The organism is Arthrobacter vasquezii (genome assembly GCF_029455255.1).
Taxonomy (GTDB): Bacteria; Actinomycetota; Actinomycetes; order Actinomycetales; family Micrococcaceae; genus Arthrobacter_D; species Arthrobacter_D parietis.
On record NZ_JAROKN010000007.1, the window covers coordinates 40,666 to 59,734 of the forward strand.

The window sequence follows — 19,069 nt, forward strand, 5'->3', positions numbered from 1 at the left end:
ACAGATAACCGGAGGAGCACCGTGGCAACAGCTGCGCAATGGGTGGAGGGAGCGCGCCCCCGCACACTTCCCATGGCGGTGGCGCCCGTCATTATCGGCTGCGCTGCGGCTTTTGACCTCGGCGCGTTCAAACCCGTCAACGCCCTGCTCGCCGCACTCGTCGCCATCCTCCTGCAGGTGGGAGTGAACTATGCCAACGACTACTCCGACGGAATCCGCGGCACGGACAACGACCGCGTCGGCCCGCTGAGGTTGACGGGTTCCGGGGCCGCGAAGCCGCGGCAGGTGAAGTGGGCGGCCTTCGGATGTTTCGCGCTGGCGATGCTCGCTGGAATCGCACTGATTGTGCTCTCCCAGGCGTGGTTCCTGCTGCTCGTGGGCCTCGGCTGCGTAGCCGCTGCGTGGGGCTACACGGGCGGGCGCAATCCCTATGGCTACATGGGCTTGGGCGACCTGTTTGTCTTCGTCTTCTTTGGACTGGTCGCTACCCTCGGAACCACCTACACGCAGGCAGGTCAACTGAGCGGCCCGGCATGGGTCGGTGCGGTCTGCACGGGAATCATTGCCATGGCGCTGCTGATGGCCAACAACGTGCGGGACATTCCCACCGACCGGGAAGCCGGCAAGCTTACCCTCGCTGTCCGTCTCGGCGATACCGCCGCCCGTATCAGCTATGTGATGATGCTCGCGGTGGCCCTGCTGCTGCCGCTGCTCCTGGTCTACGACTACCCGTGGGTGCTGCTGGTGCTGCTCCTCATCCCTCTGTGCCTGATGCCGAGCTGGCTGATGCTCAAGGGCAAAAAGCGCCGCAGCCTCATTCCGGTCCTGAAGCAGACGAGCATCATCAACCTCGGCTTCAGCGTGCTCTTCGGCGCCGGTGTGGTGCTCTCGGGAGTGCTGGCCTAGCTTTGAGCGGCCGGGCTACGCCTCCACGGCGGAGCTAGGGCTTGCGGCGGTCGGAATTCACCGGGGTGTTGGGATCCAGGCTGTCCTCGGCGTCCGCATCACGCAATTCACTGGCTGAACGGACCGGCGGAGCTCCGTCACGGAAACGGCGCTGCAGGGAGGACGCGGCACGATTGCGCATCTCGCGGAAGAACAGGTATGTGACGCACCACGCCAGAATTGCACCGGCTATCACCGAGAAGATCGCGCCCAGACCCAAGGAATAGCAGATCACGGAGAACACCGCGACGAAGCCGAGGCGCAGAGCGGTGAATTTTAGGAAAGGCACGTCTCAAGTTTACTCGCCTACAATTGATGCATGCCCCGCCTGCTGCTGCTCCTCGTGATCCTGGGGATCGCCGTCATCATTTACGCGCTGTTCGACTGCATCATGAGCCGGGCAGAATCGGTGCGCAGCATTTCGAAACCAGCCTGGTTCTTCACCATCCTCCTCGTCCCCCTTCTGGGCGCCGGCCTCTGGTTCCTCTTCGGTCGGCCGGGCAGGGACGACCGCCCAGCCCAGCGCCAGAAGCGGGGCCCCACGGCACCGGATGATGATCCCCAGTTTCTGCGAAACCTCGAGCTCAGGCGTCGCCAGGAAGCCCGCGAGGCCGAACAGCGAAAGCGCGACGCTGAGGAACGTGCACGCGAAGCCGAGAAGAAGAAGAACGACGAGGGCACGGCCAGCGACGGCAAGACCGCCTAGGCCGGTACGTAGGCGGTCTTGCGTAGCGCTCAGGCAAAGCCTTGTGGGCTACCTGACACGGCTGCGGGTTGATGTTCCCTGACAGCCGCGGCACAGTGTTCCCGAGATGGTGTCCCGTTTCCACTTCCATGTCACCTATTTGACGGTCTGTGCAAAGATTTGCACAACAGCCCTTGGTCTGGATAGTCAGAATGACTACGCTGAATGAAATCCTTCCGACAATAGTGGTCAATCTGACCAGCCCCCACCTGGAGAGCTCCGCAGACCGATGAACAAGGAACCGCGCCACACCAGAGATGCCATTGACCGGGCTGTGCTCGAGGCACTCGACGCCGAGCCTCGGATGACCATTCTCGCGATCGCCCAGCGGACGGGCCTGGCCCGAGGCACCGTCCAGGCCCGCCTCGACCGATTCGAGCGTGAAAGAGTCCTCAGGCCGCACAACGTACGGATTGATCCGGAGGCACTGGGCATGGGAATTTCCGCGCATGTCGCTGCCGAGCTGGATCAGCACCGCATAGACCTCGCTGTTGAGGGACTGCGCGCCATTCCAGAGGTCATCGAATGCCTTGCGCCTGCCGGCGAGACAGACCTGCTGTGCCGCGTGGTGGCCCGGGACCCTGACGATCTCTACCGGGTGTCCGAGGAAATCCGCCTGTGTCCGGGAATCCTGCGGACCAGGACCAGCATGTTCCTGCGCCAACCGATTCCCTACCGGATGGCGCCCCTGCTGAGGGCGATCGCGGGTTAGCAGGCATCCTCCCGCCATTGTGCGGTAAACACTCCGCGGGCAGTGGGCGCCGGCCTCCGCAATCGTCGGTCAACCATTCGGTTGATGTCGCTGTCGCCCGGCGCGGCTAGGGTTGCTGTATGCGAGACCCCGCGAGCACGGCCGGATACATGGCCGCTCCAACCGTCCTGCGGATGCTCCGGATCACCCTTCACGCCGGTTTCCTGGCACTGCTTCTGGTGGGAGTGGCGGCGACCGCAAGTTCCGAACCCGGCCCGGCAGTCGTGTATCCGGTTCTTCTCTTCTCCCTGTGCCTCGGCGGACTGTACCTGGCCGGAACCATCAGCGAGAAGCGGGCCGCCAAGCGGCAGGTGGTGCCGCCGTCGTCGTCGCATGGAACCCGCTACGCCCGGTTCTGGCTGGCCGGAGTCACCGGGCTCTGGATTGTCCTCATGGTGCTCAGTGCCGACTTCTCCTGGCTGGCATTCGCCCTCTTCTTCCTGCACCTGCACCTGCTCAGCACCAGGCATGCAGTGGTTGCGATCGTCCTCCTGACCGGCGTCGTCATTGCGGCCCAGTGGAGCCGCGAGGGAGAGCTCCAGGCGCCGATGATCCTCGGTCCGACGTTCGGTGCGGTCTTCGCGGTAGTCATGACGATCGTCTACCAGAGCCTCTACCTGGAGGGCGTCAACCAGCGGCAGGCGCTCGAGGAGCTCCGGCGCACCCGTTCCGAGCTTGCACGGACGCAGCACCAGGCCGGAGTGCTCACTGAACGGGAGCGTCTGGCCCGGGAAATCCATGACACGCTGGCGCAGGGCCTGTCCAGCATTGTCCTCATCTCACGTGCAGCCGAAGCCTCACTCGAAGCCGGGGCAACGGATACGACGCGGGAACGCATTCGCACGGTGCAGCAGGCGGCGTCCGACAATCTTGCGGACGCGCGCCGCTTTGTGCGCGGGTTGAGTGCGGCTGAAGGTGATCCCGAATTCCTCGTCGGCAGCCTGCGCAGAACCTGCGCAAGCGTCGAACAGCAGGCAGCAGCCCAGGGCACCAGCCTGCGTTGCCGGTTTGAGATTGACGGCACACCCGTCCGGATGCCGGCTCCGTACGAGGTTGCTCTCCTGCGTGCCGCGCAATCGGCTCTGTCCAACGCCCTGCAGCACTCAGGGGCGGGCACCGCCGTCGTCACGCTCACCTTCGTGGGCTCAGAGGTAACGCTCGATATCTACGACAACGGCAGGGGGTTCAATGTGGATGGTGCACTTGAGTCTGCGATGAAGCGGACAGATGGAACCGGATTCGGGCTGAGGGCCCTGCGGGAGCGGATCAGCGCCTTGGGCGGAGTTCTTGACATCGAATCCGAGGCAGGTGAGGGCACCGTCGTCGGCATCCGTTTGCCCCTGCTGCCGTTTGATGACGGGACAGCGGATGACTGAGATCCGCGTACTTCTGGTGGACGACCATCCGGTTGTCCGGGCCGGCCTGAGGGCAATGCTCAACGACTTCGACGGCGTCTTCGTGGCCGGAGATGTGGCTGACGGCGCTGCCGCCCTGGCAGAAGTACAAAAACGCGCGGCCCTCGGTCACCCGGTGGATGTTGTCCTCATGGACCTCCAGATGGGCGAAGGCATGGACGGAGTCACGGCGACGCGGAGCATCCGCGCGCTGGCTGACCCGCCGCAGGTGCTGATCCTGACCACTTATGACACCGACGCGGACATCATCGCTGCTGTGGAGGCCGGAGCCGGCGGATATCTGCTGAAAGACGCTCCGCCGGAAGAAATCCGTCGAGCGGTGCAGTCCGCGGCCCGCGGACAGACAGCGCTCGCACCGGAAGTAGCCGCGCGTCTGATGGGCCGCATCTCAAGCCCGACGACGTCCCTGAGCGCCCGCGAGATCCAGCTGTTGGAACTCCTTGCCACCGGCATGCCGAACCGGCGTATTGCCAAAGAGCTGTTCATCAGCGAGGCAACCGTGAAGACGCATCTGGTCCATATCTACGACAAGCTCGGCGTGGACAACCGCACCGCCGCCATATCAACGGCGAGGCAGCAACGCATCATCAGGAGCTGAAGGCTTAACTTCGCGTTGGATCAGACTCCGGCGTAGCTGTGCAGTCCCGAGAAGTAGATGTTGACGATCGTGAAGTTGAAGACGATGCACAGGTAGCCGACAATCGAGAGCCAGGCCGCCCTTGTCCCGGTCCAGCCACGGGTTGCCCGGGCGTGGAGGTAACCGGCGTAGACCACCCAGATCACAAAGGTCCAGACTTCCTTGGTGTCCCAGCCCCAGTACCGGCCCCAGGCCTTCTCCGCCCAGATTGCGCCCGCCATGAGGGTGAAGGTCCACAGCACGAACGCGATCGCGTTGATCCGGTAGGAGAGATTCTCCAGGCTCAGCGCGGAGGGAACCAGCCGCATGAACGGCAGCCGGTCTTCACCGCCGGAGGCGAGACGTGCAACCCGGCTGGCCTGGATCAGCTGAAGTACGGACATCGCGAAGGTCAGGGTGAAAAGGGCGGAGGCAGCAACGGCCACGGACACGTGGATGATGAGCCAGTAGCTCTGCAGCGCAGGCACCAGGTTAGCCACCGGCGTCGGAAATCCAATGGTGGCTGCGCACAGCATGACTACCACGAGGCCAATCACGAAGGTTCCGAGGAAGCGCAGGTCCTTGCGGGTGAGCACCAACAGGAAGACGACGGCGACCACCAGCCCGCCGGTGGTGCAGAACTCGTACATATTGCCCCACGGCACGCGGCCAGCGGCAACGCCGCGGGTGACAACAGCTACTGCATGGATCACCGCAGCAACGATGGTGAGCGCGACGGCGATGCGGGCGGCGGAGCGTCGCTCTCCCTGATAGTCCATGGCGTCGTCGGCGGTGGAGCCCGTTGGAGCGCCGTCAGCGGATGCCTTTCCGCGCTTGCCTCCGGCCACGGCGCCAGCAAGCACCAGTTCCCGGTCCTTGGCGGATTCCGCGAGACCGGCTTCAATCTCGCGGATTCGCCGGCTGCTCTTGACGAGGTCCCAGGTGAACGCGAGGAATCCCACTGTGTACGCCAGGGCAGCGAGCAGCATGAAGAGCTCGCTGTACTGTCCCAGGGTCTGGTTTATGTTCTGCATCAGTTGTCCTTACCGCTTCCGGGCGCTGACGCCCCCGCGTGCGCTGTCTCATTCTCGTCGTCTTCTGTGCTGTCTGCCAGCCAGCGTTGCCGGAGCAGTTTTTCGATCGCTGCCCCTTCGCCCGCCAGACGGTGGTCTTCACCGCGCGCCAGCAAGCCGTACTCGACCGTGATGCTGCCGTCAGTGCGTGTGCCGGTGGCAATCCAGACCCTGCGTCGGCCGATGAACAGGGACGCGCTGAGCCCGGCAAGCGCAAGCGAGGAAAACACCAGGGCGCCCAGCTCAGCCGGGTCATGCGTGATGTCCAGGGCTGCATAGCGGCGCAGCCCGTCGAAGGTGATGGAGCCCTTGCCATCGGGCAGTTCGAACGTTTCCCCGGCGTCGAGCACAATGCCGCCCGCCTCGCTGTTCCGGCTGTTCAGCTCGGTCAGGGTGTCCGTGTCCAGAACGTAGACGTTCTGCGGATTTCCGTCGTCGAGTCCGAGATCACCGTAGTAGGAGTTGAGGTTCAGCTGCGGAAGGAACGGGTCCGGGTCGCGGGAGAAGGAGACGCCGTTCTCGTCTACTGCTGCGGTGGGCAGGAAGAACCCGACAAAACCGAGCTGGTTCGGCTGTGCGTCCGGTACTTTCAGCACGATGAGGGAGGTGAAGAGTCCGTCCTGTGGAATGGACACAACAGGTCCCTGGTGCGCAATGTTGCCCTCGCCGTCACGCACCGTAATGACGGGGGCGTAGCCATTGCCTACCAGGTACACGCTGGTGCCGCCGATGGTCAGCGGTTCATTGACCTTCAGGATCTGCTCTTCCGGTTCAGCCCCCGGAGCGGTCCTGGTGGTCATGGTGGCGGTGAAGTCGATGGGCTGGCCGTAATGCGTGAGCTGCCGGTCAAACTGCACCTCGAAGTCCTCGAGCGTGATCGAATACGGATCCAGGTTGTCTTCGGAGAAGTTGGTGCCCGGCGTGAAGGAGTCATAACCCACCAGCGTGTTCACGAAGGTCTCACCCTCGATCAGGATCTTCTGCCCCCGGTATCCGAACAGCCCACCCACGGCAACGGAAATGAGCACGCCGATGAGGGACACGTGGAACACCAGGTTCCCGAGCTCCTTCAGGAATCCCCGCTCTGCGCCGACGGAGGGCCGCGCACTGTTTTCATCTCGCACATCCACCCGGTAGCCGCGCTTCTTCAGCACAGCTGCGGCGTCGACGACGGCGGCACCCGCCGAGACGGGCCGCTCCCCTCCCTGGCCGCTGGGCTGGGACTGTTGCGCGGCCGGCAGGACGAATGTCCCGTGAGCGGGCATCCGCGAGAGCCTGCTCGGAGTCCGGGGCGGCTTCGACCGCCAGGCACGGCCGTGGACCATCGCGCGCGGGATGACGCACCCGATCAGTGAGATGAACAGGAGCAGGTAGATCGCTGAGAACCAGACGGACGAGTAGACATCGAACAACTGGAACCAGTCCAGAATGGGTCCGGTCTCCGGATTGTCCTGAATGTACTGGGTGACGACTGCCGGGTTTGCCGGGCGTTGCGGGAAGAGCGAACCGGGCACGGCGGCGACCGCCAGCAGGAGCAGCAGGAAGAGGGCTGTACGCATACTCGTCAGCTGAGTCCACATCCAGCGCACGGTGCCGAGGAATCCAAGAGCGGGCAGCGCGACGCCGTCTTCTCGCTCCTTCGTTGCCATGGAGTCTTCCTTTGGTTTAGCCATCAGTTGTTCAGATCGGTAACGTCACGCCGCCGAGCCACTGCTGAAGCTCGTTGATCCACAGGTTCCAGACACCGGACGCCATGAGCACGCCGACCAGTATCAACATTCCGCCGCCGGTTCGCTGCAGCAGCAGCCGGTGGCGTCGGAAGAATTTCATGGCTCCCATCCCCCGCCGCAGTCCGAGCGCGATCAGCAGGAAGGGCAGTCCCAGGCCCAGGCAGTACACGAAGGTGAGGAGCGCGCCTTTGGCGGCACTGGCGCCGTCGTTGGAGAAAGCCAGCAGTTGCACGGCTGAGAGCGTGGGCCCGATGCAGGGCGCCCAGCCAAGACCGAAGGTGAGGCCCAGCAGCGGCGCACCCCAGAGGCCGCTCGGTACGCGGGCGTGGAGCTTCCGGTCCTGTTGGAACCAGGAGAATCCGCCCATGAAGACGATGCCGAGCACAATCACCACGAGCCCGAAGATCCGGATCAGCCACTCCTGCGAGCCTGCCAGCCAGGCTCCCAGCTGACCGAAAAGCGCTCCGTACGCCATGAACACTGCGGAGAACCCGACGACGAACAGCCCGATTCCCGCGACCATCCGTCCACGCTTCTGCTGCTCCAGATCCACACCGGTGAGTCCGCTGACGTAGCCGAGGTACCCGGGCACCAGGGGCAGCACACACGGTGATACGAAGGACACCAGGCCTGCGAGCAGCGCCACTGGCAGAGCAAGGAGCATTGAACCGTTCAGGACCGTATCGGCAAAGGCATTCCCGGCCGGCGCGAGGGCCATAGCGGCACCGAGTGGGAGGGAAGCGGACACAGCCACTACTCGGCCAGCGCGGAGTCAATGAGTGCGCTGAGGGTTCCCTTGTCGGCCAGGCCCAGTATGCGGGCCGAAACGCGGCCCTCCTTGTCAAGCACGAGAGTTGTCGGCACAGCCTGCGGCGGGACGTGGCTGGTCATCGCCAGGAGGACCCCGCCGTCGGAATCGTTGAAGCTGGGGTAGGGAATGCCGAAGTTGCGCTCGAAGGCCTCGGCGTTCTCCTTGCTGTCCCTGATGTTGACGCCGTAGAACTGCACATCCTCCGACTGGTACTCCTCATGCAGCGCAACGAGGTCCGGAGCCTCTTCCCGGCAGGGTGCGCACGCTGCGTACCAGAAGTTCAGTACCGTCACCTCTCCTGGCCACGCGGATGAGGAAACAGTTTCGCCGTTGTAGAGGGTCCCCTCGATCTGGACGGGTTCACCGCGTTCGGCAACGGCGTACTCGGTGACGGAACCGTCGCCGGCAATGTAATTCTTGTTGCTGCCCTCGGCCGCTTGCTGGGCCAGCGGGTCCTGTGCAGCACAGCCAGAAAGGACAACGACGGCGGCAATCGCCGACGCGGCAAGGCACATCAGTGCGCGGCCTGGCCGGCGGCGCGGGGCGGCTTCAGTTTGAGTCACAACGGCTTCCACGAGTTCTACAACGTGTAGTAATTGTATTACGCTCCCGGGATGTTCTTCGCGCGCGGCAATAGATCAGCACAGGGCTCCTCATACCGCACGCCAGTGAGCTGGTCGCCGTCGAAATAGAGGGAGGTTACGGAGCTCAACGTGCATTTACGCTGGCGCGGATCATGCCACAACCGCCGGTTCTCGGCTGCCAGCCGCGCAACCCAGATGGGCAGCTGATGGCTGACCATGATCGCCTCGGCGTCCTTGCCGCCGGAAGCTTCCAACGCCGCGCGCCGCGCATCATGGACAGCGGACATGACGCGCTCAACCTGGGCACTGTACGGCTCACCCCAGGATGGAGTGAACGGGTTTCGCAGGGACTTCCAGTGCCGGGGGTGCTTGATCTGCTGGGCGACCTGCGCCATCCCCTCGAACCGGTTCTCCGCCTCGATGATGCGCTCATCGGTTACAACGGTGAGGCCGAGCTCACGAGCTGTCGGTTCAGCGGTCTCCTGTGCGCGCGTGAGGGGTGAGGCGACGAGATGCACGATGTCGGCGCCGTCGTTCCTGCGCTCCGCAAAGTAGCCCGCAACCCGCTCGGCCATCTCACGACCGAGCTCTGACAGATGGAACTCGGGCAGGCGGCCATAGAGGATCCCGTCCGGGTTGTGGACTTCGCCGTGGCGCACGAGGTGAACGGTGGCTGAGGGCATGTCATCAAGTTTCGCATCCCTCGCGCCAGAGGGCTAAATCGGCCGGCGACTGGTTGTCGGAAGAGGCGGTAGAGAAAAATATTTGAAGATTGAAGCAATCTCTGGAATAAAAGATGCAAATGCATGTTTATTAGAGGTACACGCTCGTTCGGTCGCCTCGGCCGCACACCAACCCAAAGCACGACAGATCAGGAGAAACATCATGGCTATCCCCACCGGACTCACTCAGGGCACCTGGAACTTCGACGGCTCGCACAGCGAAGTGGGCTTCAGCGTCCGCCACGCCGGGATCAGCAAGGTACGCGGGAACTTCGACACCGTCGACGCCACCCTGCAGGTTGGATCCTCACTCGAGGATTCGCAGGTCACCGCAACCATCAAGACCGAATCCTTCAACTCGAACGATGAGAACCGCGACGCCCACGTTCGCGGCGGCGACTTCTTCGACGCTGAGCAGTTCCCCGAGATGACTTTCGTGTCCAAGCGGGTCGAAGGCGCCGGCGAGACCTACAAGCTGATCGGCGACCTGACCATCCGCGGGATCACCAAGGAAGTTTCCATCGATACCGAGTTCAACGGTGTTGCTGTTGACCCCTTCGGTGCCACCCGCGCTGGATTCTCCGGCCAAACGGTCATCTCCCGCAAGGAATTCGGCCTGACCTGGAACGCAGCTCTTGAGGCCGGCGGTGTTTTGGTGGGCGACAAGGTGACCATCAACCTTGACGCCGCTTTCGTGGCACCCTCGGCCAACTAGGCTCTTTGCTCACGAATCCCTTCGAGGGGGCGTGCCGGCTTTCCGGCACGCCCCCTCGTTTTTTCTGTCCTGAAAGCCCGACGGCGAAAGCTTGACGGCGGTACGCTGAGCGCATGAGTACGCCATCACACGATCCTTCAGAACGCGATCCGCACCAGCTCTCCGGAACTGAGTCACTCAATCCCAATGAGCCCGGACCAACACAGAACTCCGGTGCGGGCCTCTCCCCCGAACCGCAGAAACCTGCATCTCCATACTCCTACCAGTCGGCCCAGCCCGCAGGGTATGCCTACCCGAGTGCAGCCCGCATGCCGGAACAGGCGCGGCCGCCCCTCCCCAAGGAAGTCAATCTGGCTTTTTGGCTGATCATCGCCGCTGGGGTTCTCAACTTCATCACCACCCTGATGGGATCAGGCACCACGGGTGGGCCGGCGGGAGCGGCTGCAATCGGTGTCGGCATCGGGATCGTTGTCGGCATCCTTACCACCGGCGTATACGTACTGCTGGCCGTCTTCATCCGCAAGGGACACAACTGGGCACGCATAACCGCCACTGTTCTTGCGGGTATTTCGGTTCTGCTCATGATCATGAGTTGGGTGACGCTCGCCGCGCTGCAGGGCAACGCTGAAGTCCAGGCGCAGCTGGGTGGGGAAAGCCTGCAGCCAAGCGGATTCTCCATCGCGCTGAACGTGCTCGTGGTGCTGCTTGGCGTCGCCGGAGTTGTGCTGTGCTGGCTCAAGCCGTCCAACGCCTACTTCAAGCGGCAGCAAATCACGCACTAGCGCGCAGAAGCTTGCTGGACCGGCCCTACTGGGCCGCGCGGGCGCTGGAACCGGCATCAAGATCCGGATCCTGCGCCCGCTGTGCGTGGTAAGCGAGGATCTGCAGCTCCGTGGCCATGTCCACCTTGCGCAGCTGCACCCGGTCAGGAACCTGCAGCACTACCGGCGCGAAACTTAGGATGCTTGTCACCCCGGCCGCAACAAGTTCATCGCACAACTGCTGTGCAACGCCCGCTGGTACCGCGAGAACAGCCATATTGGCGCGCGTCCTGTGAAGCACGGTTGCCAGATCCTCCACTGGGCTGACGCGCAGCCAGCCGACCTCCGTACCGACGATCATCTGATCTGCGTCGAACAGCGCGACCACCTCGAAGCCCCGCGACTGGAACCCCGAGTACCCGGCGAGCGCACGCCCGAGGTTTCCGGCTCCGACGATGGCTACCCGCCAGTCCTGAGTCAGTCCCAGGGCTGTGGAGATCTGGCTGTTCAGGTACTGGACGTCGTAGCCGACACCCCGCGTGCCGTAGGAACCCAGGTAGGAGAGGTCCTTGCGGAGCATGGGCGAATTCACGCCCGCCGCGTCTGCCAGTTCCTCCGAAGACACTCGTTCAATCCCCTCCGCCAGAAGGGAGTTGAGGGCGCGCAGATAAATGGTCAGGCGGGCGAGCGATGCAGGCGGAATTTGCCTGCCCTGCTGATCGCTCGCGGCGGACCGTAATCCGGGAAGCTCCGACATGGTCACTGGTTCATCTCTCCGTTATTTGTTCGCCGGCGGCCTGAACTGCTCCGCCCGCCCGCCGGAGGATGACGGCGGGATAGTCCCACTTTAGGTCCCTGATGGAAGCCCTCAAAGTCAGGAGGGCGCTGAGCACAACGGCTCAGGTGAGTAGCCTGCGCAGGCGCGCTTCGTCGATTGTCCAGAAGTCCCGCTGGACCCCGTCGAGAAGCAGAACCGGCACCTCTTCCGAGAATCGTTCCAGCAGATCGGCGTGATCGGCAATCGACTCTTCCCGCCAAAGCACGCCCAGTTCGGCAGCCACGCGGCTCACTGTCTCCCGGGCGGCGTGACAGAGGTGGCAGTCCGGCCTCGTCACCAACACGAGGCCCGTGCTCCATTCCGCGACAGGCGGTTGGGTCTGCTGAGTCATGGTCCACAAGCTTACTGGCCGCGGGCTCCGTGCAGGTCGCCATTACGGAACGCCCTCGAAGCGTGAAAAATCGGCTGGTTGCTGTGGGTGTCCGCGGACACGCTGAACGCCAACCAGTGATTAGACTCGTGCTATGTCTGCAGCCAGCCTCCGACCCGCAGTCGAGCCCGGGTCTTCCACGGAGACTGTGCCTGCCGAATCTTCTCCGCTGGGCGGACCGGCCGGGGAAGCAGCATTTTTCGACGTCGACAACACGATGATGCGCGGCGCCAGTCTCTTCCATGTGGCGCGCAAGATGTACCAGCGGCGGGCTTTCACGCTTCGTTTTGCCGCAGGGCTGGCCTGGAAACAGCTGCGCTTCGTGATGCGCGGCGAGAACATGACCGACATCCATGCTGTCCGTGATGCCGCTCTTGCCTTCGCTATCGGCATTGCGCATGAAGATGTGCTGGCCCTTGGCGAAGAAGTCTATGACGAAATGATCGCGTCGAAGATCTGGCCGGGAGCGCGTGCCCTCGCGGAACAGCACCTCCGCAACGGGCGCCGCGTCTGGTTGGTCACGGGCACTCCCGTCGAAGTGGCCAGCGTGATCGCCAACCGGCTTGGGCTCACGGGTGCACTCGGCACTGTGGGAGAGGTCTCTGAGGGCTTCTACACAGGCAAGCTCGTGGGTGAGTTCCTCCACGGGCCGGCAAAGGCCACGGCCGTCAACGAACTTGCCGGGAAAGAGGGCCTGGACCTGTCCCGCTGCTGGGCGTACAGCGATTCCTACAACGATGTGCCACTGCTCAGCATTGTTGGCCACCCGGTCGCTATCAACCCTGACCATCGCCTTCGCAAGCACGCACGTGACTCCAACTGGCCAATCTATGATTTTCGAAGCGGCCGCCGTGCGGCAACATTGGGGCTCAAGGCGGCAACGGGAGCCGGTGCCATCTACGGCCTGTGGCGCGGCTTCACCCGCATGAGAGGCTAGTCCTTAAATGCAAAACCGGTCCGCCTCACTGGCGGACCGGATGCGATGCTACTTCTTGTTGCGGCGCTGGTGGCGGGTCTTGCGAAGCAGTTTGCGGTGCTTCTTCTTCGCCATCCGCTTGCGGCGCTTCTTGATTACTGAACCCATAGAGTCCTCACAAACTATTCATTCCGGTTCCGGACAACCTCTACCGCATGAACTGCGGCAGGGGCGTTCGAATCTGACAAAAGACGCACATCGCGGTGACGTACATCATGCGGCCGCACATACGACCGTCTACGCAAAACGCTTCTTAACAGAGTACCCGCTCAGACCGGTCTTCCTGACCGGCACCATCCGCGACCCTAGCCTGTACCCGACTCACCCTCCACGGATGCGGAGCGCAGATACTGTTGCACAGCGGATTCGGGCACCCGGTAGGAACGCCCGAACTGAACCGCCGGCATGTCCCCTGAGTGCACCAGCCGGTATACGGTCATCTTCGATACCCGCATCACTTCGGCAACTTCCGCAACTGTCAGGAAGCGCACGTCGGAGAAGTTGCTGCCGCTCGCCATCTCACCACTGTCCTTTTCTCTGGAGCTAACCCTGAGAGGCGCGCCCACCGCACTTGATGGAACGCCGGACGGCGTGTCGCCTTGAGACCTGAGGATTATCCGTCTAGGGAGATACTCTAGTGGTTCCTGTGATCAAAGTGAAAGCACGCCAAGGTCACGAAACGCCACCCTGACGACGCCGGCGCGAACCTCTCGCGAGATCGCCAAGCACCGATGCCGTAACACCCCAGCCCATGCAGGCGTCGGTCACGCTCTGGCCGTAGGCAAGTCTGCCTCCAGCTGTCACATCAAGTTTCTGCGCGCCCTCTACGAGGAAACTTTCCAGCATGACGCCGGCTATGGTGCCGGAACCGGATATTGCATCCGCAAGTTCCCGGGCGACGTCCGCCTGCCGCCGATGGTCCTTGCCACTATTCGCATGGCTGGCATCCACGATGAGGCGCTGGTTCTGACCTGCCGCAGCAAGCGCGGCAGAGGCGTGCGCAATGTGGGCGGGGCTGTAGTTCGGGCCGTCGGATCCGCCGCGAAGGATCAAATGGGTGTCCGGGTTTCCGGTGGTCGAGACGAGGGCTGCGCGTCCGCCCTCATCGACCCCCAGGAAGGTCTGCGGTGCACCTGCGGCAGCGCAGGCGTCGAGTGCCACCCTGACGCCACCGTCGGTTCCGTTCTTGAACCCCACGGGCATGGACAGGCCGGAGGACAGCTGGCGGTGGATCTGGCTCTCGGTGGTCCGGGCGCCGATTGCACCCCAGCTGATCAGGTCCGCAATGTATTGCGGGCTGATCGGCTCGAGGAACTCGGTGCCAAGTGGAAGTCCCAGGGCGGCAACCTCTTGAAGGAACCTACGGGCCGTTCGCAGGCCGGCGGCAATATCATGGCTCCCATCCAGGTGCGGGTCATTGATCAACCCTTTCCAACCCACCGTGGTGCGGGGCTTTTCGAAGTATGCCCGCATAACCACCAGCAAATCTTCGCGGTGCATCTGCGCGGCGTCAGCCAGCATGCGCGCGTACTCGATACCGGCGTCGGGGTCATGGATTGAGCAGGGACCGACGATGACGAGCAGGCGATCATCCACGCCATTGAGGACTGCCCGGATTTCTTCGCGCGAGCGGCGGATTGATGCTGCAACCTCGGAACTGACAGGAAGTTCAGCGAGAACTGCGGCGGGCGTGGGCAGCGGATCAATGCTGCGGACGTTGAGATTGGAAGAGGCTGAAGTAAGGGTTTTCATGGTCCCGGCTTTCGAAGGTGGTTCTCCGGCGGGGCTGTCCTACAGAACCCGCCGTGGAAACGACGAAGGGCAGGAAACGTGTCCTGCCCTGTTGGCTCTGAAGGTGTTGGTCAGCGTGTCAGGCCGCAGGCTCCTCCAGAGCCAACGCAAAATACGCATACCAACGGGTTGTCATGAAACGAGGTTAGACGGCGCCATCTGAATTGTGAACTTTGGTGTCGGTATGTGACGGCGGTGGGCTAAGCGCTCTCCCACCCAGCCGGTGGGCACGGAGCGCCCACGTCAGCTAGTCCTTACGGCGGCGCAGCTTCGGAAACTGGGACAGAAGGTCGGCAGCGCGTTCGGCAGCTCTGCCGACGGTCCGCCCGAACGGTTGAGCGCCATCGATGGGAGTAACGCCCGGCCCTACTGAGACCAGCGCATCGAGTTCCGGTTCCAGGACGGCTGGCGGGAGCGAGGAGTTGACCTTTTGAGCGGGCAACTGGAACTCGGCAAGCCAGGAGGCAACGGTGAGCAATGGCTCCGGCTCGAGTGAATAAAAGCGCTTCTGGCCCTGCGCCCGCATGGTGACAAGCCCTGCTTCCCGCAGAACTTTGAGGTGCTTCGAAACTGTGGGCTGGCTCACTTCAAGCTCTAGCACCAACTCACCCACCGCTTTGTCCCCGTCCCGCAATGAGCCCAGAATCTGGCGGCGGGTGGCTTCGGCGATGACCCCGAACACATCATCCATGACCATCCCATTACCATATCCGTATATGTCGAAAGCGGCATCCCTCGGTTTCCCACAGGGGTTGCTGGCAGCAGCCGTGCGTCAGCCAACACCATCCAGAGGGTCAATCGAACCAGGTCAATCGAACCAGGGATCCAGCCCGTGAAGCGGAAATACGGCTTTGCGTGTTGCCATGATCGACCGGTCCAAATTCTCGTTTGGGTCAAACCCGGCTTCCCACGACTGCCACCAGGTGTCAGAGCCATCACCCATTAAGGAAGGTGCTTCGCGACCAAAGCGCTCGGCGACATACGTCCGCCACGGGGCGGGTACCGGCGTCGTCAGTGTGATGTCGGCACCGGCTGCCACCGCCGTAAGGAGGGTCCACGAGCGCGGCACAACCGAAGTGATGTTGTACCCGCCGCCACCGGTCGCGATCCAACGGCCGTCACAGTGCTGCCAGGCGAGATCGCGAACCGCTACCGCTGCGGCATGCTGGGCATCGACGGTGATGCGCAGGTTGGTGAGGGGATCGTCCACGTGACCGTCGCAACCGTGCTGACTGACGATCACCTCAGGCGCGAATGCGGCGGCCAGCTGCGGCACAACGGCATGGAACGCCCGCAGGAATCCGGAATCCCCGGTGGTAGTGGGCAGCGCGACATTGACCGCGTACCCGGAAGCCGACGCACCGCCGATCTCGTTTGGGAATCCCGTTCCCGGAAAAAGGCTCATGCCGGTCTCGTGAAGCGAGATGGTCATGACGCGTTTGTCATCCCAGAAAATCTCCTGGGTCCCATCTCCATGATGAGCATCGACGTCGATATAGAGCACGCGTTTCACACCGGCATCCAGCAGCCGTTGGACCGCTGCAGCGGCATCGTTGTAAATGCAGAACCCGCTTGCCCGGGCCCGGCCGGCATGATGCATTCCCCCGCCGAAATTCACGGCATGCTGAACGGTGCCGGACAGGACTGCATCAGCTGCAGCAAGAGAACCGCCAACCAATCGGGCACTGGCGGAATGCATTCCGGCGAAGGCAGGAGTGTCGTCAGTTCCAAACCCCGATGTGCCATCGCAGGCCTCGGGATCCTCGTCCGCCGCCTTGACGGCTTGCACATACGAGGCGTCATGGACCGTCCGTAGACTGGCTTCATCGGCCACATCCGGAACCTCCACGGAAACCTGCGGAAGGTCGAACAAACCCAGCTCGCGAATGAGTCGGGCAGTCAGCTCAAGCCGCTGCGGATTCATGGGGTGATGGGCACCGAAGTTGTACGCGAGCATGGATTCGTCCCACACCACTCTCGTTGCAACGGCGGGAACGGAGCTACTGGCCACTCAAGCAGGCTACGCGATCCGGACCCGTCCTGCCCACGGCGCAGGAGTGGAAGTGATTTACTACTCGAAGGACTCAGCAGGAGAAACGGAGCGGATCAGCAAGCATGGCACGAACACACCCCTCCTGGTTAGGAGGGGAAGACCAGGTTCATCTGCAGCTGCTTGGCCGGGCACGCGACTTCATCGACAGCGTAGTAAACAGTTCACCGGCACGCGTTGCGCTGTTGGTCTTTGCCCTGGTTGTCCTCATTTTCACCGGATTACTCAGCCTCCCGTTCGCCAGCAGCACCGGCGAAGTCACTCCCCTGCACGACGCCATGTTTACAGCGGTCTCCGCAGTGTGCGTAGTGGGACTGACTGTGGTGTCCACGGCAGCCCACTGGTCGTTCTTCGGTCAGTTGATCATCCTCATCGGCATCTTCGTCGGCGGGCTCGGAACCCTCACCCTCGCCTCGCTCCTGGCACTGGTGGTCAGCAAGCGGCTCGGCGTCCGCGGCAAGTTACTCGCGCAATCCGCATTGAACAACGCCAGCCGCCTCGGTGAAGTGGGCACACTGCTGCGAATCGTCATCACCACCTCCGTCGTGGTGGAACTGGTGCTTGCGCTGGCCCTGATCCCGCGCTTCATAATCCTCGGCGAACCGTTCTGGCTAGCAGTCTGGCACGGATTCTTCTACGCCATCTCGGCTTTCAACAACGCCGGATTCACTCCGCACTCGGACGGCCTGGTGCCCTACGAAACCGATCTCTGGATCCTCATTCCGCTGATGATCGGTGTGTTCGTCGGAAGCCTCGGATTCCCGGTCATCCTCATCCTCGTCCAGTTCCGCCACCACGTCCGGAAGTGGAGCCTGCACACCAAGCTCACCATCAACGTGTCCCTCATCCTCGTGTTCGCCGGGATGGTGCTGTGGGGGCTGATGGAATGGTCCAATAGCCGAACCATCGGCGACCTGAGCGGCAGCGACAAGGTGATCAACGCGCTCTTTGCCTCGATTATGACCCGCTCCGGCGGCTTCAACCTGGTCGATCAGGGACAGATGGAGCCGACAACGATGCTCCTGACTGACGCCCTCATGTTTGCCGGAGGCGGGTCGGCCTCCACGGCTGGCGGCATCAAGGTCACAACCATCGCCGTCATGTTCCTCGCGATCCTCGCCGAAGCCCGCGGCGACTCGGACGTCAGCGCTTACGGACGGAAGATTCCGCAGGGCGCCATGAGGGTGGCCATCTCTGTCATCTTCACCGGCGCAACGATCGTGCTCATCGGCACGGGCCTGATCCTGTGGATCTCCGGAGAGGAGCTGAACCGGGTCCTCTTCGAGGTCATTTCTGCTTTCGCAACCTGCGGGCTCAGCACCAACCTCAGCGCCGAACTTCCACCGGAAGGAAAGTACGTGCTCTCGGCCCTCATGTTCGCCGGACGCCTCGGAACGATTACCGTTGCTTCTGCGCTTGCCCTGCGGCAGCGCAGCACGCTCTACCACTACCCCGAAGAGAGGCCGATCATTGGCTGACAGACCAGCACACAATGCGCCCGTACTCGTGATCGGGCTGGGACGATTCGGCTCAGCCACGGCGGAACAGTTGGTGAAGCAGGGCCGTGAGGTCCTTGCGATCGAGAAGGACCAGCAACTGGTTCAGAAGTGGTCGGGCACACTAACCCACGTGGTGGAGGCCGACGCCACCAATATCGACGCGCTTCGCCAGCTCGGCGCACAGGAGTTTCCCGCCGCCGTCGTCGGTGTGGGAACCTCCATTGAGGCAAGCGTCCTCATCACCGCCAATCTGGTGGACCTCAATATTGACAACCTATGGGTCAAGGCCATCACACCCTCACACGGCAAGATACTGAAGCGCATCGGCGCCAATCACGTGATCTACCCCGAAGCCGACGCCGGGCAGCGGGCCGCTCACCTCGTGGGCGGGCGGATGCTCGACTTCATCGAGTTCGACGACGGCTTTGCCATCGTGAAGATGTACCCGCCGAAAGAAACGCAGGGCTTCACCCTTGGCGAATCGGCGGTGCGCTCAAAGTACGGGATCACTGTGGTCGGTGTGAAGTCACCCGGTGAGGACTTCACCTACGCCCGGCCGGAAACTAAAGTGACCAGCCGCGACATGCTGATCGTCTCGGGACACGTGGACCTCCTCGAGCGCTTCGCCGCCCGCCCCTGAGTGCCTGCCTACCGCCCGTCCGGCTACCGCTGAACGA

The 19,069-nt window shown here is 63.0% G+C and carries 23 protein-coding genes; 10 read left to right on the forward strand and 13 right to left on the reverse strand.

Features of this window, described 5'->3' with window-relative positions:
* Window positions 1-21: 21 nt before the first annotated feature.
* On the forward strand, window positions 22-906 hold the full coding sequence (locus P4U43_RS04950) for a 1,4-dihydroxy-2-naphthoate polyprenyltransferase (protein WP_056543559.1): 885 nt from the start codon (window positions 22-24) through the stop codon (window positions 904-906).
* Window positions 907-940: 34 nt separating this feature from the next.
* Here the strand turns inward: P4U43_RS04950 and P4U43_RS04955 are convergent, their stop codons facing one another.
* On the reverse strand, window positions 941-1,234 hold the full coding sequence (locus P4U43_RS04955; RefSeq protein ID WP_056543557.1) for a DUF4229 domain-containing protein: 294 nt from the start codon (window positions 1,232-1,234) through the stop codon (window positions 941-943).
* Between the two features lie 30 nt (window positions 1,235-1,264).
* On the opposite strand from P4U43_RS04955, the gene P4U43_RS04960 reads away from it, so the two are divergent.
* The 4 genes from P4U43_RS04960 to P4U43_RS04975 all read left to right on the forward strand — a co-directional run bounded on the left by P4U43_RS04960 (window position 1,265) and on the right by P4U43_RS04975 (window position 4,454).
* Window positions 1,265-1,651 (forward strand): PLD nuclease N-terminal domain-containing protein, encoded by a 387-nt coding sequence (locus tag P4U43_RS04960; RefSeq protein WP_277357727.1) that lies wholly within the window; start codon window positions 1,265-1,267, stop codon window positions 1,649-1,651.
* Between the two features lie 268 nt (window positions 1,652-1,919).
* Window positions 1,920-2,402, forward strand: a complete 483-nt coding sequence (locus P4U43_RS04965) for an Lrp/AsnC family transcriptional regulator (protein ID WP_277357728.1) — start codon at window positions 1,920-1,922, stop codon at window positions 2,400-2,402.
* A gap of 119 nt (window positions 2,403-2,521) precedes the next feature.
* Window positions 2,522-3,817 (forward strand): sensor histidine kinase, encoded by a 1,296-nt coding sequence (locus tag P4U43_RS04970; protein ID WP_277357729.1) that lies wholly within the window; start codon window positions 2,522-2,524, stop codon window positions 3,815-3,817.
* Window positions 3,810-4,454 carry a response regulator gene (locus P4U43_RS04975; protein WP_277357730.1) on the forward strand — a complete coding sequence of 215 codons (645 nt, stop codon included), beginning with the start codon at window positions 3,810-3,812 and terminating at the stop codon, window positions 4,452-4,454. The genes P4U43_RS04970 and P4U43_RS04975 overlap by 8 nt, the downstream gene beginning before the upstream one ends.
* A gap of 20 nt (window positions 4,455-4,474) precedes the next feature.
* On the opposite strand, the gene ccsB is transcribed toward P4U43_RS04975, so the two are convergent.
* The 5 genes from ccsB to P4U43_RS05000 form a co-directional block, all read right to left on the reverse strand.
* Window positions 4,475-5,506, reverse strand: coding sequence for a c-type cytochrome biogenesis protein CcsB (ccsB, locus tag P4U43_RS04980; protein WP_277357731.1), 1,032 nt, complete (start codon window positions 5,504-5,506; stop codon window positions 4,475-4,477).
* Window positions 5,506-7,194: a cytochrome c biogenesis protein ResB gene (resB, locus tag P4U43_RS04985; RefSeq protein ID WP_277357732.1), complete on the reverse strand. Its 1,689-nt coding sequence runs from the start codon at window positions 7,192-7,194 to the stop codon at window positions 5,506-5,508. The genes ccsB and resB overlap by 1 nt, the downstream gene beginning before the upstream one ends.
* 31 nt (window positions 7,195-7,225) lie before the next feature.
* Window positions 7,226-7,993 (reverse strand): cytochrome c biogenesis CcdA family protein, encoded by a 768-nt coding sequence (locus tag P4U43_RS04990; RefSeq protein WP_056546421.1) that lies wholly within the window; start codon window positions 7,991-7,993, stop codon window positions 7,226-7,228.
* 35 nt (window positions 7,994-8,028) lie between these two features.
* Window positions 8,029-8,601 (reverse strand): TlpA family protein disulfide reductase, encoded by a 573-nt coding sequence (locus tag P4U43_RS04995; protein ID WP_277357786.1) that lies wholly within the window; start codon window positions 8,599-8,601, stop codon window positions 8,029-8,031.
* 86 nt (window positions 8,602-8,687) lie between these two features.
* Window positions 8,688-9,353, reverse strand: coding sequence for a histidine phosphatase family protein (locus P4U43_RS05000; protein ID WP_277357733.1), 666 nt, complete (start codon window positions 9,351-9,353; stop codon window positions 8,688-8,690).
* 202 nt (window positions 9,354-9,555) lie between these two features.
* Here P4U43_RS05000 and P4U43_RS05005 point away from each other — a divergent pair, with 202 nt between their 5' ends.
* A complete protein-coding gene (locus tag P4U43_RS05005) occupies window positions 9,556-10,107 on the forward strand; it encodes a YceI family protein (protein ID WP_277357734.1) in 552 nt (183 codons plus the stop codon).
* 113 nt (window positions 10,108-10,220) lie between these two features.
* The gene (locus P4U43_RS05010) at window positions 10,221-10,889 is read left to right on the forward strand and encodes a hypothetical protein (protein WP_277357735.1); all 669 of its coding nucleotides are present in this window, start codon (window positions 10,221-10,223) and stop codon (window positions 10,887-10,889) included.
* A gap of 25 nt (window positions 10,890-10,914) precedes the next feature.
* Here P4U43_RS05010 and P4U43_RS05015 read toward each other — a convergent pair whose 3' ends face one another.
* Window positions 10,915-11,625: a redox-sensing transcriptional repressor Rex gene (locus P4U43_RS05015; protein WP_277357736.1), complete on the reverse strand. Its 711-nt coding sequence runs from the start codon at window positions 11,623-11,625 to the stop codon at window positions 10,915-10,917.
* Window positions 11,626-11,767: 142 nt separating this feature from the next.
* The gene (locus P4U43_RS05020) at window positions 11,768-12,037 is read right to left on the reverse strand and encodes a glutaredoxin family protein (protein WP_277357737.1); all 270 of its coding nucleotides are present in this window, start codon (window positions 12,035-12,037) and stop codon (window positions 11,768-11,770) included.
* Between the two features lie 133 nt (window positions 12,038-12,170).
* On the opposite strand from P4U43_RS05020, the gene P4U43_RS05025 reads away from it, so the two are divergent.
* Entirely contained in the window at window positions 12,171-13,013 is an 843-nt protein-coding gene (locus P4U43_RS05025) for an HAD family hydrolase (protein ID WP_082565809.1), read from the forward strand.
* A gap of 48 nt (window positions 13,014-13,061) precedes the next feature.
* Here the strand turns inward: P4U43_RS05025 and P4U43_RS05030 are convergent, their stop codons facing one another.
* From P4U43_RS05030 to P4U43_RS05050, 5 genes are all read right to left on the reverse strand, one after another.
* Window positions 13,062-13,160, reverse strand: a complete 99-nt coding sequence (locus tag P4U43_RS05030) for a 30S ribosomal protein bS22 (RefSeq protein WP_003792170.1) — start codon at window positions 13,158-13,160, stop codon at window positions 13,062-13,064.
* A 197-nt stretch (window positions 13,161-13,357) separates the two neighbouring features.
* A complete protein-coding gene (locus P4U43_RS05035) occupies window positions 13,358-13,570 on the reverse strand; it encodes a helix-turn-helix domain-containing protein (RefSeq protein ID WP_056543520.1) in 213 nt (70 codons plus the stop codon).
* 154 nt (window positions 13,571-13,724) lie between these two features.
* Entirely contained in the window at window positions 13,725-14,804 is a 1,080-nt protein-coding gene (locus P4U43_RS05040) for a 3-deoxy-7-phosphoheptulonate synthase (RefSeq protein WP_277357738.1), read from the reverse strand.
* Window positions 14,805-15,090: 286 nt separating this feature from the next.
* The gene (locus P4U43_RS05045) at window positions 15,091-15,540 is read right to left on the reverse strand and encodes an ArsR/SmtB family transcription factor (protein WP_277357739.1); all 450 of its coding nucleotides are present in this window, start codon (window positions 15,538-15,540) and stop codon (window positions 15,091-15,093) included.
* A 111-nt stretch (window positions 15,541-15,651) separates the two neighbouring features.
* Entirely contained in the window at window positions 15,652-16,800 is a 1,149-nt protein-coding gene (locus tag P4U43_RS05050; protein ID WP_277357787.1) for an acetoin utilization protein AcuC, read from the reverse strand.
* A 158-nt stretch (window positions 16,801-16,958) separates the two neighbouring features.
* Here P4U43_RS05050 and P4U43_RS05055 point away from each other — a divergent pair, with 158 nt between their 5' ends.
* Window positions 16,959-18,371, forward strand: a complete 1,413-nt coding sequence (locus P4U43_RS05055) for a TrkH family potassium uptake protein (protein ID WP_277357740.1) — start codon at window positions 16,959-16,961, stop codon at window positions 18,369-18,371.
* Window positions 18,364-19,032: a potassium channel family protein gene (locus P4U43_RS05060; RefSeq protein WP_056543507.1), complete on the forward strand. Its 669-nt coding sequence runs from the start codon at window positions 18,364-18,366 to the stop codon at window positions 19,030-19,032. Before P4U43_RS05055 ends, P4U43_RS05060 begins: the two co-directional genes overlap by 8 nt.
* Window positions 19,033-19,069: the final 37 nt, after the last annotated feature.